The sequence below is a fragment of the Croceitalea sp. MTPC5 genome, assembly GCF_036985505.1.
Classification (GTDB): domain Bacteria; phylum Bacteroidota; class Bacteroidia; order Flavobacteriales; family Flavobacteriaceae; genus Croceitalea.
On record NZ_BTGQ01000003.1, the window covers coordinates 304,852 to 319,025 of the forward strand.

Sequence of the window (14,174 nt, forward strand, 5' to 3'; positions counted from 1 at the left end):
ATGAGAAATAAAATTCAAAATAGCACAAATTGGCTCTTGGCAATCTTAATGGTCATTTTTGGACTTAATAAGTTTCTTGGTTTTATTCCGGTAGAGCCGCCGGCTGATCCAACGGCACAAAGTTTTATGGGGGCAATGTTTACGTCTTATTTATTCATAGTGGTGGCAATCGCAGAAATTCTTGGGGGAATTTTAATAGCTATACCAAAAACGAGATTTTTAGGTTGGCTTTTGCTTCTTCCGATTGTTTTCAACATCGTGGCTTTCCATGTGGCACATGACTTTATCGGCAATGGAATATGGTTGTTGCCAACTATCTTGTTTGCCATAGCTACCTATTTTCAATTTAAGACGATCAAAACGGCCATAAATTTTGGGCATGTATAGGGCAATAGTCATGACATTGCTTTTCGTTCTGATTTCAGCTATTGGCAAGGCACAAACCTTTAAAAAGGTTGCGGTCTCGAACAGTATCGAAATGAACACAAGAAGAAACGAAGTATGGACAGTACTATCCGATCTTACAAACTTAGACGTATTGGTGCCAGAAATTATTTCCAAAACCGAAACAGTAGGAAGTGGCAAGGGGGCACTAGTTACGTTGACCTTAAAATCGAATGGTTTGAAAGTAATTGAGCATGTAATTGAATTAGACAATGATAAGCATACCCTTGTTTATGAAATGATTGAAACCCCAATGCCAATTTCAGGGTACAAGGCAACAATTAAAATAATCCCCACTAATTCAAATGACTATAAAATTCGCTTTGATGCCGTTTTTAAAGTTCAAGAAGAAAACAGGGAAACAATGGTGACTACCATTGGCAATTTTCAAAAAATACTTTTATCAAATATCAAAAAAACATATAGTGATGAAGAATAGAATATGGTTGATTACAGGAATATCAAGTGGCTTGGGTAAGGCTTTGGCAAGAACGGTAATGGACTCTGGAGATTATGTTATCGGCACATTTAGAAATGAAGGGCAAGTGCTACAATTTAATGAGGCCCATGCAGGCAAGGGGCATGCCGTGCTTTTGGATGTCACAAGTCACGAACAAATTGAACAGGTAATTGCCAATCTTGATACGATTGACGTTTTGGTCAATAATGCAGGTATCGGATTCGTGGGGGCCATAGAAGAAACAAGTATCGAAGAGACCAGAAGGGTGTTTGAGGCTAACTTTTTTAGTGCTTTGAAAGTAACGCAAGAGGTACTCCCTAAAATGCGGTTACAAGGTAATGGCCATATCGTTCAGATTTCTTCGCACGGCGGCGTAAAGGCTTTTGCGGGTTTCGGAATATATAACGCAAGCAAGTTTGCCCTAGAGGGTTTCTCAGAGGCCTTGGCACAAGAAGTTGAGCCATTGGGGATAAAGTTGACCTTGGTAGAGCCAGGTCCGTTTCGAACTAAATTCGCTTCTAAGGGATTGCCTGAAGCAAAAAAAGTAATTTACGATTATGCCGATACGGCTGGGGCTTTTCGCTCTAAACTTAAAGGAGTAGACGGCAAACAAGAAGGGGATCCCGTAAAAGCGGCGTTGGCCATCATTGATTTGGTAAACGCAGAGAAACCCACATTACGTTTACCATTGGGCAAAGTACCTTTAATGACCATTAAAATGAAGCTGGATAGTGTTGCGGCAGATCTACAACAAAATGCTGAAATTGCAGCGAGTACCGTTTTTAAATGAAGTGGGTTCGAAGTAAGGTTTTTAATCCCATAAATGGGATAGAGGCAAATAAAGATAGGTAGCTATCACCTCTAATACTTCGCTTCGCCCAGTATAAATTACTATAGAGAGGTCTTAAGATTTAAAATGTCGACTGCGCCCTTCTACCGACAAGATAGGCTTGACCTGACACCGAAACATAAATTGTTGAAAATCAAAATAAGTATCGGAAGTTTAAATCTGGCATCGGTTAAATAGAAATCTGCCTATCGATTTGTTGGTTGAGTGATATAAACGTTTCAGTACGTGATACCCCTTCAATTTGTTGGATTTCTTTATTGAGCAATTGCATTAAATGCTCATTGTCTTGGCATAATACTTTTATCAAAATGGACCAGTTACCCGTAGTGTAGTGGCATTCCAGTACTTCAGGAATTTTTTTTAGGGCGGCCACTGCCCTCGGGTTTGACATGGCTTTGTCTAAAAAAATACCAATATATGCCATGGTAGTATATCCCAAGACTTTAGGGTTGATTACAAATTTGGATCCTGCTAGTAGTCCTGAAGCTTCTAGCTTTCGAAGGCGTTGGTGTATGGCGGCGCCGGAAATTCCGATGTTTCGAGCGATTTCAAGTACCGGTCGTCTCGCATCTTCCATCAAGTATCTAAGAATTTTTTTGTCAATACCATCTATTTTAACGGAAGTGTTAGCTTTTTTCATAATTCGCTGAAAATTAGAAACCCAAAGATATAGAAAGTGTTTTAATTTTTAACTGGCCACGGAATCGGGGTTGTAGCCCAGATAAGGCACTTGAAATTCATTGAAAGTGATTCCGAATGTTTTTAATTCGTCAAGAATCGGGGTATATACCTCTTTTGAAATGGGTATTTGTACCCCGGGCTTGGTAATCTTCTGGTTTAGAATTTGTAAGGTGGCTATGGCAACAGGGAGACCCACTGTTTTTGCCATCGCGGTGTGGGTTCTATTTTCACCAATCACGACCATATTGGCGTCCAATTGTTTCTTTTGGCCCTCCAATTCATAACCGAACTTATGGTACATGACGATAATGTCTTTTTCGTTGTCCTTTAAGGTCCAGCTCTCCTCCAAAATCTGCTGTAAGCCTTGTGCCGGTGTTGCGTTTTTCTTGGTGATTTTTTTATGGGCATCAAAAAGGTTGAGTTCCAACAGTTTCCCCCACATGATATCGTCTTGATCTATTTTGAGGTAGTGGCGAAGTTTCAGTTCTACGGAGTCTGTTGGGGAGTACGGTAAAAAAAGGTTTACAAAATCGCGATACGACATACCCTCTGAATTTTCAATGGTGTAACTATCATCGGTCATGCCTAACTGAACAAACATATTCCAGGCCTTTGAAAAACCAATACGTCGCATCGTACCGCGATAAAGGGTCAGCACATTTTCGAGTCCGTAAGCTTCGCGATACCATAAAGAATCGCGATTGGCATAGGCCTCGAACTTTCCATACCCTTCAATATCCAAAAATTCGGTACGTCTGAACAATTTGTGGTATGGAATGTATTTATAAGTGCCCTCTTGTATAAATTTGGCCGCACCGCCTTGACCTGCCAACACCACATTTCTTGGGTTCCAGGTGAATTTATAGTTCCAAAGGTTGTCGTCGCTTTCAGGTGCCACCAAACCACCGGTGAACGATTCAAAAAGTAACATTTTACCGCCATTGTCCCTTATCCTGTCAATAACCTCCATGGCACTCATATGGTCAATACCGGGATCAAGGCCGACTTCATTCATAAAAACCAATCCTTTTGAAGTCACGGCGTCATGGAGTTTTTTGATGTCGTCGCTAACGTAAGATGCCGTAACCAAATGTTTTCCGTAAGCCAAACAGTTTTGGGCAACCTTTATATGAAAACGTGCGGGTAGCATTGAAACTACGATGGTTGCTGCTGAAACCTGTTTTTTGAGGGCCTCTTCATCAAAAATATCAAGCGTAACGACCTCACAGTTTGGGTGATTTCTGATTTTGGTGGCGATAGCTTCGGGATTAAGGTCGGCTATGATCAGTGATAGGTTTTCACTAGTGGATTTATCTAAAAAGTAATCAATTAGAAAGGATGTGGATTTACCGGCACCTAGAACTAAAATTTTTCGAGACATAAGGATTGACTTACTTTTGCGTATAACGCCTACTAAGGTATCAAAATGTTATATTTTTAAGTAATTTGTCTATTTGAGTTATGAACAAAACAATTTTAGCGACAGGACTGGTTTTAGGAATTTTAGCTGTCATTCTAGGGGCTTTTGGTGCCCACGGTTTGAAAAAGAGTATTGGCCCAGAAGATATCAACACGTTTGAGACCGGAATCAAATATCAAATGTACCATGCCTTCTTTTTAATGGTTTTAAGCTTATTGCCATCGGTATCAAATGGCACGAAAACGACGGTATTCTATTTGACCCTATTTGGTGTAGTATTATTCTCTGGTTCAATTTACGGGTTGGCTACCAATACCTTAACATCATTCGACTTTAGAAAGATCGGTTTTGTAACCCCGATAGGGGGAACAATGCTAATCGCGGCATGGGGAGTGTTGTTATATGCGATTTTAACCAAAAAATAATGGAATAGGACTTTATTTTATGAGTGTAAGGATTATATTTTTTTAGCTTTGCACCAATTTTAAAACAACTTTATGGCAACAAATGCCCAATCTACGAAATCGATTTCGTTGGCCTCTTACGGAATAACGCATTCAAACGTGCATTATCAATTATCATCCAATGAATTGCATCAAATAACCATTGAAAAGGGTATGGGTGTTGAATCTTCCCTAGGTGCTTTAGCGGTCAATACCGGGGAATTCACAGGAAGGTCGCCAAAAGACCGTTTCATTGTAAAAGATGCGATAACGAAAGATAAGGTTTGGTGGGGTGATATCAATATTCCCTTTGACCCAGATAAGTTCGAAAAGCTTTACAAGAAGGTAATTACTTATTTAGGCGAAAAAGAATTATTCGTTCGTGATGCCTATGCCTGTGCAGAAAACGATTATCGAACGAATATTAGGGTCATCAATGAATACCCATGGTCGAATATGTTCGCATACAATATGTTCTTGCGCCCTGAAGCGGATGAGTTGCATGATTTTGTTCCAGAGTGGACGGTAATCAATGCGCCGGGTTTTATGGCCGATGCGTCAGTTGATGGAACGAGACAACACAACTTCGCCATACTTGATTTTACGAAAAAGATTGCCCTGATCGGTGGAACCGGATACACAGGGGAAATCAAGAAGGGAATCTTTTCTGCTTTGAATTTTATCCTGCCCGTTTATAAAAACACCTTGCCGATGCATTGCTCTGCAAATGTAGGTGAAGGTGGCGATACCGCTATATTTTTTGGATTGTCGGGCACGGGAAAAACAACCCTTTCCACCGACCCAAATCGAAGGCTGATCGGTGATGACGAACATGGTTGGACGGCCGATAACAAGGTGTTCAATTTTGAGGGAGGGTGTTATGCAAAGGTCATTAACCTTTCGCAAGAGAATGAGCCTGAAATCTATGGGGCCATAAAAAAAGGGGCCATACTAGAGAATGTCGTCATGGATACCAACGGGGCCGTTGATTTTGAAGATACTACCATTACCCAAAATACAAGGGTAAGTTACCCCATTTACCACATTGATAATATTCAACAACCTTCAATAGGCAAGAATGTCAAAAATGTTTTCTTTTTGACTGCTGACGCCTTTGGGGTACTGCCCCCGATATCAAAGCTTACCCCAGCCCAGGCGGCCTATCATTTCATGTCGGGCTACACGGCCAAAGTGGCGGGAACCGAAGCTGGTGTGGTAGAACCGCAGCCCTCGTTCTCTGCCTGCTTCGGGGCACCTTTCATGCCTCTGCACCCGGCAAAATACGGTGAGATGTTGAGCAAGAAAATGGTAGATTCAGGTGTTGATGTCTGGTTGGTGAATACCGGTTGGACCGGCGGGCCCTATGGTATTGGTACCCGTATGAAACTAAAATATACCAGGGCAATGATCAGTGCGGCGATAAGCGGAAAACTGGGGTTATATACGTATGACAACTACCATATACATTCGGTGTTCGGTGTGGCACAGCCGAGGGAATGCCCAGGTGTACCCACTAAGGTATTGAGTCCGAGGGCGACATGGAATGATGATGAGGCCTATTACCAAACGGCATTTAAGCTATCCAATGCATTTCGTGAGAACTTCAAAAAATTTGAGGCACATGCCAATGAAGAGATAAGGCGTGGTGGCCCACAACGCTATGCTTTCTAAAAATAAAAAACCCTCGGTCGACCGAGGGTTTTTTATTTTTTTTAAATAGATTACTTACGCTTTATTAACGTCGGTAATGTATTTTTGAAGTGCCATGGTCATTGATGGTGTCTCTGGTGTCGGCGCTTTGATATCAATGCGTAACCCAGCATCGGTAGCTGCGGTTACGGTACTGTTTCCGAAAACGGCGATTCTTGTATCATTTTGCTCAAAATCAGGAAAATTCTTTAAAAGGGACTCAATTCCTGAAGGGCTAAAAAATACCAAAACATCATAATAGACCTCTTTCAAATCAGAAAGGTCACTGACCACGGTCTTGTAGAAAATACCACGTTTCCAATCGAGTTTTAGACCATCAAGAACCTTCGGTACCTGAGGCTTTAAAGTATCGGATGACGGTAGTAAGAACTTCTCGTCCTTATATTTTTTAAACATCGGGGTCAGGTCACTGAAAAGACGCTTCCCAACATAAATCTTTCTTTTTCTGTAAACCACATACTTTTGCAAATAATAGGCTACGGCCTCTGATTGACAGAAATATTTCATGGAATCAGGCACCTTAAAGCGCATCTCTTCAGCGATTCTGAAAAAATGATCGACTGCATTTCTACTGGTTAATACAATTGCGGTGTAATCGTTCAAGTCGATTTTTTGTTGTCTTACACTTTTCGCCTCAACACCCTCAACATGTATAAAAGGCCTAAAATCTACCTTGACCTTTGCTTTTTCAATTAGGCGAGAGTACGGGGAGTTTTCCATTTTTGGCTCCGGTTGCGACACCAAAATCGTTTTTACTTTCATAAGAATCAATCTTTTAGATAGCTTACGATAATCACCAAGGGTGAAATTTCGAGTGTGCAAAGGTACAAAATAAAATATATAAAGTTTGTAACAATCAACTTTTGATGGTTTCTCAATACTTTGATAAATCCGATAAGATTAATTAGGATTACACCAGTTGTTATTACGTATACCAAGGTTTTGGAGTCTGGTAGCACATATGCCAATAAAATGCACCCAACAAAGGCCAACAGTGCGCTATAATTGAAATAGGTCAGCTTTTCAAAAACAAGATTGGCCATGGTCTGTACATTTTGAAAGAAGTAACCATTGCCGAATTGTAAGATTACCTTTAAACAAACAAAGGCCACTAGGGAGAAAAGGAGTATCCAGTACAATATGGGATAGAAATCAATACGTTGCCCCTTCAAAATGTTGTTTGATAGAAAGACGAATAGGGATAGTACCATGATTTGAAAAACCGTCAGCACTACATGAAACCAATTAAACAATTTGCCTTTTTTTCTTGAGGTTTTTAAATACTTATCATTGAAGGGTAGTATTAAGAACATTCGAAAATTTACCGAGAAAAAATACTTGCTTACACTGAGCAATACCAAGGCAATGAACAAGACAATGGCGACCCAATCTAAAGTAAGTATGGTTCTGTAGGTTGGATTCATTCCCTTAGTTTTATGCTTGTGCTATTAATGCCTGGGGGTAGCTCATTTTCAGAGACGGAAAACCTGACATATTTCGGTTCAACCAACTTCGTTTCGGGCAAGTTAAAGCGAAACAGCGTTGTATCTTTAGCTTGAAGTGATTTTATACCCACAGATACGGGTTCACAGTTCAAGGCTTTAAGCTCTTTAAGCTGCTTATAGGCATTTAAAAATCCAACCCTAATATCAATTTTATCGAGCTCAATTTCTTGATTATAGGGATTATAAATTTTTAATAGCTGATTCTTCTGTTGTGTTGATACAGTATCTCCTGGAACATAACATCTAATTTTTCGAAACGATCGCAAACTATCGATGTAGTTTAAAAAAACCGTGTCCCCCCCCGGATTTTCATAACTGAAATCCCCAGAATTCGTATACTTCGAAAGATAGGCTATCCTTTTACCCTGAATTCGTGATTCAGAGCTATCGATTGAATATTGGTTTCGACGGTAAAACGCATTGTTCATTGAGAATGATGGCTCACGCGAATAAAAGTGGTACATCGATGATTCTCGATAACTATTCTCAAAAACCACAGGTGTGTCCCCAGTAAAATCATGTAGTTGTGAAACCCACTCCTTGTTTCCGTGCGTTTCGAATACTTTAGGAAGCAAAGGTTGGTATACAAGCCAAATTCGGGCATAAAGTAAGATGAAAATACTGACTATTGAAAATCGGTACATCCATTTTCGAGCCTTTACGTTTTGAAGTAAAAACCCATAACAAATAATTGCCATTGGTATGCAGATCACAATGACCCATTGCGCTTGTGTCCTTCGATGAAAACTTGAAAGAAAGAAAAAAATAATGACCCCATAGGTCAAGAATAAAAGGGCCCTTTTAAAAGTGTCTTTTGGTTTTGCCTTGAATAAGGCATAATAAAACCAAGGAAAGAGCAAACCAAAATTTACGATCAAATTAAGGATGTAGCCAAGGGTAAAACCGGCAAAACTATAAGGCTGGTTCGGTCTTTCTGAAATATGGTAATCAATGGATACAAAGTCGTTTTCGAAAAGCCAGAGAAAATGCGGTAGGTAGCATAGCAAAGAAATTATGACCGCTAACCAAGCCCACTTATTTTTCAATAATCGCAAATTGGATAGCAGTACAAAAATGATGACCAATACCGCGTGATACTTGCTGTACATAAGGCAAGCCATTACAAGGCCCATGAATATCGAATTTATGATGGTGGGTTTAGCTAGAAAGTGTTTATACACCAATAAGAACAGGGCCGTAAAAAACAATAAAGGAGTATCCGGTAAAGTGAAAAACCCGTAAGCGTTGAACAATGCCATCGAAAAGAGTAACAAGAAAAAATGTGAAACAAACTTTCTTTTAGTGTTGTCGTCTATTAGCAGCCAAAGTATAACGACGGTTCCTGCACTCATTAGGCAACTCATAAAACGAACACCGAGCTCCCCGTCAAAGAAAAGTCCACTTACCCAAATCAGTAAGGCCACCATGGGCGGGTGGTCAAAATAACCCCAGCTTAGGTTCTGTGCGTAGTACCAATAATAAGCTTCGTCGTAGAGAAGCTGTGTAGAGGCGCCCTGTATCAGGTTAAGGAGTAAAAAAGCCGTTAAAAAAAGAAGAAAGGGTTTGGTAAACTGTTTCGACATTTACGTTTTACTTACAGCGGGCAAAGTTACAAATAATGCGAACAAGGTTTTGGTTTTGCCGAAGGCCTGTTTTAAAGTTCGTAAAGCACATAAAAACCTTATTTTTGCCAACAAAATTAGAGTTTGTGGCAGAACGATTGGTCATTATACCAACATTTAATGAAATCGAGAACATAGAGGCTATCATACGAACGGTCTTTGACTTGAAAAAAAGCTTTCATGTTCTGGTAGTGGATGATAATTCGCCTGATGGCACGGCTGCAAATGTTCGAAAACTTCAGCAAGAATTTTCCGATAACCTGTTTCTTGAGGTCAGGGAAGAAAAGTCAGGTTTGGGAACTGCTTATATCTATGGGTTCAAATGGGCCTTAAAACAAGGGTATGAGTATATTTTTGAAATGGATGCTGATTTTTCGCATAAACCGAGTGACCTTTTACGGTTGCATAGAGCGTGTTTGAATGGGGCCGATGTTGCTGTTGGCTCACGCTATAAAAAAGGGGTCAATGTGGTAAATTGGCCGTTGAGTCGAATACTACTTTCATACGGGGCTTCTTTCTATGTGAAATTGATTACCGGTATGAGGGTGCACGATCCCACGGCGGGATTCGTTTGTTACAAACGGAAAGTGCTAGAGGCCATAGATCTTGATGCGGTTCGCTTTATCGGATATGCCTTTCAGATAGAAATGAAATACCGGGCCTATTTAAAGAAGTTTAGCATTCAAGAAGTATCAATAGTCTTTACAGATAGGATTAACGGGCAGTCAAAGATGAATTCCGCTATTATCAGAGAGGCCATACTAGGGGTTATTAGTATGAAATTAAGAAGTGTTTTTAAGCGAAAAACCTTTTAAAAGAAATGCTATGGCAACGAATTTTACTGTTTTTATCATTTGTGATAACCATCGCCCATTATCTATAAAAAACGCTAAATGAAACCGATTTTACTCAAAAATACGTTAACCGTCAACGAAGGTGATACGTTCGAAACCGATGTTTTGATTCGTGGGGAATATATAGAACGGATTGATAAGAATATTTCGTCAAGTAATGCCCAAATAATTGACTTTAAAGGGAATCTGTTATTGCCCGGTGTAATTGATGACCAAGTACATTTTAGGGAGCCTGGCCTTACCCATAAGGGAAATATAGCAACGGAAAGCAGGGCTGCGATTGCCGGTGGCATTACTTCGTTTATGGAGCAACCAAATACGAATCCGCAGACGACCACCATCAAAAAATTGGAGGATAAATTTGAACGGGCGAAGTCATCTTCGTTTGCCAATTATTCTTTTTTATTCGGGGGTACCAATGACAATTTGGAAGAACTGAAGAAGCTCGATAAAAAAAGTTGCTCGGGGGTCAAGTTATTTTTGGGTTCCTCTACCGGTAATATGCTGGTAGATGACGAAAAAGTGTTGGAACAGATTTTTTTGAATACCGACATGGTCATATCGACCCATTGTGAGGATGAAGGTACCATAAGGGCGAACTTGGCAAAATATCAACAAGAATTCGGTGATGCCATTCCTATAAAATACCATCCGATTATACGTAGTGAAGAGGCATGTTACCTTTCGTCTTCAAAAGCAATTGCCCTAGCCAAAAAAACGGGTGCCCGATTGCATGTTTTTCACCTTTCAACGGGTAAGGAAACCGATTTGTTTCGAAATGACATTCCCCTAAGAGAGAAAAAAATAACCGCTGAAGTCTGTATTCACCATCTTTGGTTTTCAGATATCGATTATGAAGAAAAGGGAACATTGATCAAATGGAATCCTGCTGTGAAAACGGCCAGCGATAAAGACCAATTGTGGCAGGCGTTGCTTGATGACCGTATCGATGTAATCGCCACGGACCACGCACCCCATACCATCGATGAGAAAATGAACGACTATGTAAATGCACCTTCCGGCGGACCGTTGGTACAACATGCACTTCCCGCGATGTTACAAAAACATGCCCAGGGCCTTATCCCACTAGAAAAGATAGTCCAAAAAATGTGTCATAGTCCGGCTATACTGTTTGATATTGAAAAAAGGGGGTTTGTCAAAGAAGGTTATTTTGCTGATTTGGTACAGGTTTCGCAAGACTCTAAATGGCAGGTTAAAAAAGATAATATTTTCTATAAATGTGGGTGGTCACCATTTGAAGGTGTTACTTTTGATTCTGAAGTCAAACGAACCTTTGTCAATGGGCATTTGGCTTTTGATAACGGTGTTCTTTCCAAGGAAAGAAATGCGAAAAGACTCACTTTTGATAGGTAGACCGATGCGAAAAATCCTTTTTTTTATAGCAATGACCAGCTTGATATCCTGTGCTGAAAAGGTTGTTGAGCCTCCCGCGGATCTGATTCCGAAGAACAAAATGATTGATGTCCTATATGATTTGGCGTTGTTGAATTCAGCGAGTTCAACAAACCCTCAAGCCTTAAATGACAGGGAAATTGAGGTAATGCCCTATTTATTTGAAAAGCATGGTATCGATAGCTTGCAGTTTGTAGAAAGTGATTTTTATTATGCTTCCGTACCTTTAGAGTATGAAGATATGTACATGAAGATCAAGGCCAGGCTTGAGGATAAGGTAAAAGAGATTGATGAAGCTAGAAAACAGAAGAATGAAAGTGTTCGCGAAAAGTCTAAAAAGCGAAAAGACAGTATGAAGAATGTGTCTGGGGAAATCAAGAAGCCCGTTCTTTTAAAAAAGCAGTAGCATATTCCCCTATTTTTTTCTTTAGATTTTGGTATTCGAAAGCAGGCAGGCTCTTTTTAAGCTTTGTGGTGTCATAGTATTCCCTCTTTTCGAAAACCTTTGCCGTCGCTTTCGATAGTCTTCGTTTTTTACCGAATAATTTTGAACGTACCCAATCGAGTCTCCAAAATAAATCAAGCATCCAAAGCTTTATTTCCTTTTTAGGAGGATTCTTGCCCAATCCTTCTGCGATAATTTCAGAAAGCAATTTATAAGTCCAATTTTCACTAACCAAAATAAAACGTTCATTTTTGATTTCAGAATCCATGACCAGCAGCATTGCCGCAACCACGTCTTCGACGGAAACAAAACCTGTTCCGCTCGGTAAATAGTATTTTGGGGCCTTACTTGCGGCATAAAAAAACTTTCCGCTACCGCTGTACCAATGACCCGCCCCTAAAATGATCCCTGGGTTTACAATTGCTACTGGCACCCCTTCTTGAGAGGCCCGCCAAACCTCCATTTCCGCAAGATGTTTTGATAAGGCGTATCCGTTACCGGTGGTCTCGGTCCAGTCGTTTGATTCTTTGATAGGTTCATTTGCAACGCTGGGTCCAATGGCAGCTATCGAGCTAACATAACATAGTTTTTTAACCCCATGGGCAATACATAGGTTCGCTACGTTGGCCGTGCCACCAACATTGACTTTCAAAAGCGTTTTATCATCTGTCGGGTCAAAAGAGATCAAGGCCGCGGCATGGTATACTTCAGAGATTTCGTCAAATGCGATTTCCAGTTTCGGAACATCAAGAATATCGCACTGAACCCATTTGATGGATGAGAAAAGTAGTTCATGGTCGTCAACATAATAAGAAAACACCTTTTTCGTGACTTCAATACGGTCTTTATGACGATAAATGGCCCTTGGCTTTCGCCCCAGCCTCACCAATTCCAAAAGTAGATGTGACCCTACCAGTCCTGTTCCCCCTGTAACCAAAATCATTTTCAAATGTACCTAATTGATGGTAATTTCCATGTTTAGAATCGCGCAAGATCCTATATTTGCAGCTAATTTGTTATTTGCTGGTTATGTCTAAAAATTTTGTTGCCGAATTAGCTTGGCGGGGTATGCTACATGATGCCATGCCGGGTACCGAAGATCATTTACTTTCTGGTATGCAATCGGCTTACGTGGGTATAGACCCAACGGCGGATTCGTTACATATTGGTCATTTGGTAGGTGTTATGATGTTACGCCATTTTCAACTTGCCGGCCATAAGCCGTTCGCATTGATCGGTGGTGCAACGGGTATGATCGGTGATCCCTCAGGAAAATCGGCTGAGCGAAATTTATTGGATGAAAAGACCTTGCGACATAACCAAGAAGCTTTGAAGGAACAACTTTCCCGGTTTTTGGATTTTGAGGGCAACAGTAAAAATGCGGCGGTTTTGGTCAATAATTACGATTGGATGAAAGATTTCAGTTTTCTGGAATTCATTCGTGATGTAGGCAAACACATCACCGTAAATTATATGATGGCTAAAGATTCTGTAAAGAAACGTTTGTCAGCTGAGGCAAAAGAAGGGATGTCCTTTACCGAATTTACGTATCAATTGGTTCAGGGTTATGATTTTTTGCATCTGTTCAGGGCCCATAACTGTACCCTTCAAATGGGGGGCAGTGATCAATGGGGCAATATTACCACAGGTACCGAACTTATCAGAAGAATAGGCGGGGGTAAGGGCTATGCATTGACCTGCCCGTTGATTACCAAAGCGGATGGCACCAAATTTGGAAAGACCGAAAGTGGCAACGTTTGGTTGGATGCCAATAGAACCTCACCTTATCGCTTTTATCAATATTGGTTAAACACCTCAGATGAGGACGCGGAAAAATATATCAAGATATTCACGTTTTTGACCAAGGAGGCGATTGAGAATTTGGTAACAACCCATAAAGAGGCACCCCATCAAAGGGCCTTACAACGAAAATTGGCCGAAGAGATAACCACAATGGTGCATTCTCAAGAAGATTTGGATAATGCCATGAAAGCAAGCACTATTTTATTTGGAAAATCAACTTCTGACGATTTGAAGCAATTGGATGAAAAGACTTTTTTAGATGTTTTTGAAGGCGTGCCGCAAGCAGAACTTCCCAGATCTGAGATAACCGAAGGATTGGATATGATTGGGGCCCTCGCTGCAAAAACCAACTTTTTGGGCTCTAATGGGGAGGCGCGACGCGAACTAAAACAAAATTCGATCTCGGTAAATAAAGAGAAGGTCAAAGAAGACTACACTATTACTGAAAGCGACCTTATCAACGGTAAATACATATTGCTGCAAAAGGGAAAAAGGAACAATTATTTGTTGATTGTAAAGTGAGG

Annotated in this window: 15 protein-coding genes; 9 read left to right on the forward strand and 6 right to left on the reverse strand. The window is 40.5% G+C overall.

Annotation, left to right across the window (positions count from 1 at the left end):
* From AACM45_RS11395 to AACM45_RS11405, 3 genes are read left to right on the forward strand one after another with little or no spacing between them, the layout of a single operon-like run.
* Entirely contained in the window at positions 1-387 is a 387-nt protein-coding gene (locus AACM45_RS11395; RefSeq protein ID WP_339142777.1) for a hypothetical protein, read from the forward strand.
* Positions 380-883: an SRPBCC family protein gene (locus AACM45_RS11400; protein ID WP_339142778.1), complete on the forward strand. Its 504-nt coding sequence runs from the start codon at positions 380-382 to the stop codon at positions 881-883. Before AACM45_RS11395 ends, AACM45_RS11400 begins: the two co-directional genes overlap by 8 nt.
* Positions 873-1,694: an oxidoreductase gene (locus AACM45_RS11405; RefSeq protein ID WP_339142779.1), complete on the forward strand. Its 822-nt coding sequence runs from the start codon at positions 873-875 to the stop codon at positions 1,692-1,694. Before AACM45_RS11400 ends, AACM45_RS11405 begins: the two co-directional genes overlap by 11 nt.
* Positions 1,695-1,923: 229 nt before the next feature.
* On the opposite strand, the gene AACM45_RS11410 is transcribed toward AACM45_RS11405, so the two are convergent.
* Together AACM45_RS11410 and AACM45_RS11415 are read right to left on the reverse strand one after the other, a co-directional pair.
* On the reverse strand, positions 1,924-2,394 hold the full coding sequence (locus AACM45_RS11410) for an Lrp/AsnC family transcriptional regulator (RefSeq protein ID WP_339142780.1): 471 nt from the start codon (positions 2,392-2,394) through the stop codon (positions 1,924-1,926).
* A 48-nt stretch (positions 2,395-2,442) separates the two neighbouring features.
* Positions 2,443-3,816 carry a saccharopine dehydrogenase family protein gene (locus AACM45_RS11415; protein WP_339142782.1) on the reverse strand — a complete coding sequence of 458 codons (1,374 nt, stop codon included), beginning with the start codon at positions 3,814-3,816 and terminating at the stop codon, positions 2,443-2,445.
* Positions 3,817-3,896: 80 nt separating this feature from the next.
* On the opposite strand from AACM45_RS11415, the gene AACM45_RS11420 reads away from it, so the two are divergent.
* Positions 3,897-4,280, forward strand: a complete 384-nt coding sequence (locus AACM45_RS11420; protein ID WP_339142784.1) for a DUF423 domain-containing protein — start codon at positions 3,897-3,899, stop codon at positions 4,278-4,280.
* 72 nt (positions 4,281-4,352) lie between these two features.
* Positions 4,353-5,969 (forward strand): phosphoenolpyruvate carboxykinase (ATP), encoded by a 1,617-nt coding sequence (gene pckA, locus AACM45_RS11425; protein ID WP_339142786.1) that lies wholly within the window; start codon positions 4,353-4,355, stop codon positions 5,967-5,969.
* 54 nt (positions 5,970-6,023) lie between these two features.
* Here the strand turns inward: pckA and AACM45_RS11430 are convergent, their stop codons facing one another.
* The 3 genes from AACM45_RS11430 to AACM45_RS11440 are packed head-to-tail and all read right to left on the reverse strand — an operon-like array spanning position 6,024 to position 9,096.
* Positions 6,024-6,770, reverse strand: coding sequence for a uroporphyrinogen-III synthase (locus AACM45_RS11430; RefSeq protein ID WP_339142789.1), 747 nt, complete (start codon positions 6,768-6,770; stop codon positions 6,024-6,026).
* A 5-nt stretch (positions 6,771-6,775) separates the two neighbouring features.
* Positions 6,776-7,432, reverse strand: coding sequence for a DUF4271 domain-containing protein (locus tag AACM45_RS11435; protein WP_339142791.1), 657 nt, complete (start codon positions 7,430-7,432; stop codon positions 6,776-6,778).
* Entirely contained in the window at positions 7,429-9,096 is a 1,668-nt protein-coding gene (locus AACM45_RS11440; RefSeq protein ID WP_339142793.1) for an ArnT family glycosyltransferase, read from the reverse strand. The genes AACM45_RS11435 and AACM45_RS11440 overlap by 4 nt, the downstream gene beginning before the upstream one ends.
* A gap of 125 nt (positions 9,097-9,221) precedes the next feature.
* Here AACM45_RS11440 and AACM45_RS11445 point away from each other — a divergent pair, with 125 nt between their 5' ends.
* The 3 genes from AACM45_RS11445 (at position 9,222) to AACM45_RS11455 (ending at position 11,808) form a co-directional block, all read left to right on the forward strand.
* Positions 9,222-9,950 (forward strand): polyprenol monophosphomannose synthase, encoded by a 729-nt coding sequence (locus tag AACM45_RS11445; RefSeq protein WP_339143121.1) that lies wholly within the window; start codon positions 9,222-9,224, stop codon positions 9,948-9,950.
* 78 nt (positions 9,951-10,028) lie between these two features.
* Positions 10,029-11,363 (forward strand): dihydroorotase, encoded by a 1,335-nt coding sequence (locus AACM45_RS11450; RefSeq protein ID WP_339142795.1) that lies wholly within the window; start codon positions 10,029-10,031, stop codon positions 11,361-11,363.
* 4 nt (positions 11,364-11,367) lie between these two features.
* Positions 11,368-11,808: a DUF4296 domain-containing protein gene (locus tag AACM45_RS11455; RefSeq protein ID WP_339142796.1), complete on the forward strand. Its 441-nt coding sequence runs from the start codon at positions 11,368-11,370 to the stop codon at positions 11,806-11,808.
* Here AACM45_RS11455 and AACM45_RS11460 read toward each other — a convergent pair.
* Positions 11,777-12,790 (reverse strand): NAD-dependent epimerase/dehydratase family protein, encoded by a 1,014-nt coding sequence (locus AACM45_RS11460; protein ID WP_339143122.1) that lies wholly within the window; start codon positions 12,788-12,790, stop codon positions 11,777-11,779. The genes AACM45_RS11455 and AACM45_RS11460 overlap by 32 nt on opposite strands.
* An 86-nt stretch (positions 12,791-12,876) precedes the next feature.
* On the opposite strand from AACM45_RS11460, the gene tyrS reads away from it, so the two are divergent.
* The gene (gene tyrS / locus AACM45_RS11465) at positions 12,877-14,172 is read left to right on the forward strand and encodes a tyrosine--tRNA ligase (protein WP_339142797.1); all 1,296 of its coding nucleotides are present in this window, start codon (positions 12,877-12,879) and stop codon (positions 14,170-14,172) included.
* Positions 14,173-14,174 lie beyond the last annotated feature (2 nt).

Coding starts and splice junctions, on each gene's coding strand:
- AACM45_RS11440 (WP_339142793.1), bottom strand. CDS start 9,096: ATGTCGAAACAGTTTACCAAACCCTTTCTTCTTTTTTTAACGGCTTTT.
- AACM45_RS11455 (WP_339142796.1), top strand. CDS start 11,368: ATGCGAAAAATCCTTTTTTTTATAGCAATGACCAGCTTGATATCCTGT.
- pckA (WP_339142786.1), top strand. CDS start 4,353: ATGGCAACAAATGCCCAATCTACGAAATCGATTTCGTTGGCCTCTTAC.
- AACM45_RS11415 (WP_339142782.1), bottom strand. CDS start 3,816: ATGTCTCGAAAAATTTTAGTTCTAGGTGCCGGTAAATCCACATCCTTT.
- AACM45_RS11420 (WP_339142784.1), top strand. CDS start 3,897: ATGAACAAAACAATTTTAGCGACAGGACTGGTTTTAGGAATTTTAGCT.
- AACM45_RS11410 (WP_339142780.1), bottom strand. CDS start 2,394: ATGAAAAAAGCTAACACTTCCGTTAAAATAGATGGTATTGACAAAAAA.
- AACM45_RS11430 (WP_339142789.1), bottom strand. CDS start 6,770: ATGAAAGTAAAAACGATTTTGGTGTCGCAACCGGAGCCAAAAATGGAA.
- tyrS (WP_339142797.1), top strand. CDS start 12,877: ATGTCTAAAAATTTTGTTGCCGAATTAGCTTGGCGGGGTATGCTACAT.
- AACM45_RS11400 (WP_339142778.1), top strand. CDS start 380: ATGTATAGGGCAATAGTCATGACATTGCTTTTCGTTCTGATTTCAGCT.
- AACM45_RS11395 (WP_339142777.1), top strand. CDS start 1: ATGAGAAATAAAATTCAAAATAGCACAAATTGGCTCTTGGCAATCTTA.
- AACM45_RS11450 (WP_339142795.1), top strand. CDS start 10,029: ATGAAACCGATTTTACTCAAAAATACGTTAACCGTCAACGAAGGTGAT.
- AACM45_RS11460 (WP_339143122.1), bottom strand. CDS start 12,790: ATGATTTTGGTTACAGGGGGAACAGGACTGGTAGGGTCACATCTACTT.
- AACM45_RS11405 (WP_339142779.1), top strand. CDS start 873: ATGAAGAATAGAATATGGTTGATTACAGGAATATCAAGTGGCTTGGGT.
- AACM45_RS11435 (WP_339142791.1), bottom strand. CDS start 7,432: ATGAATCCAACCTACAGAACCATACTTACTTTAGATTGGGTCGCCATT.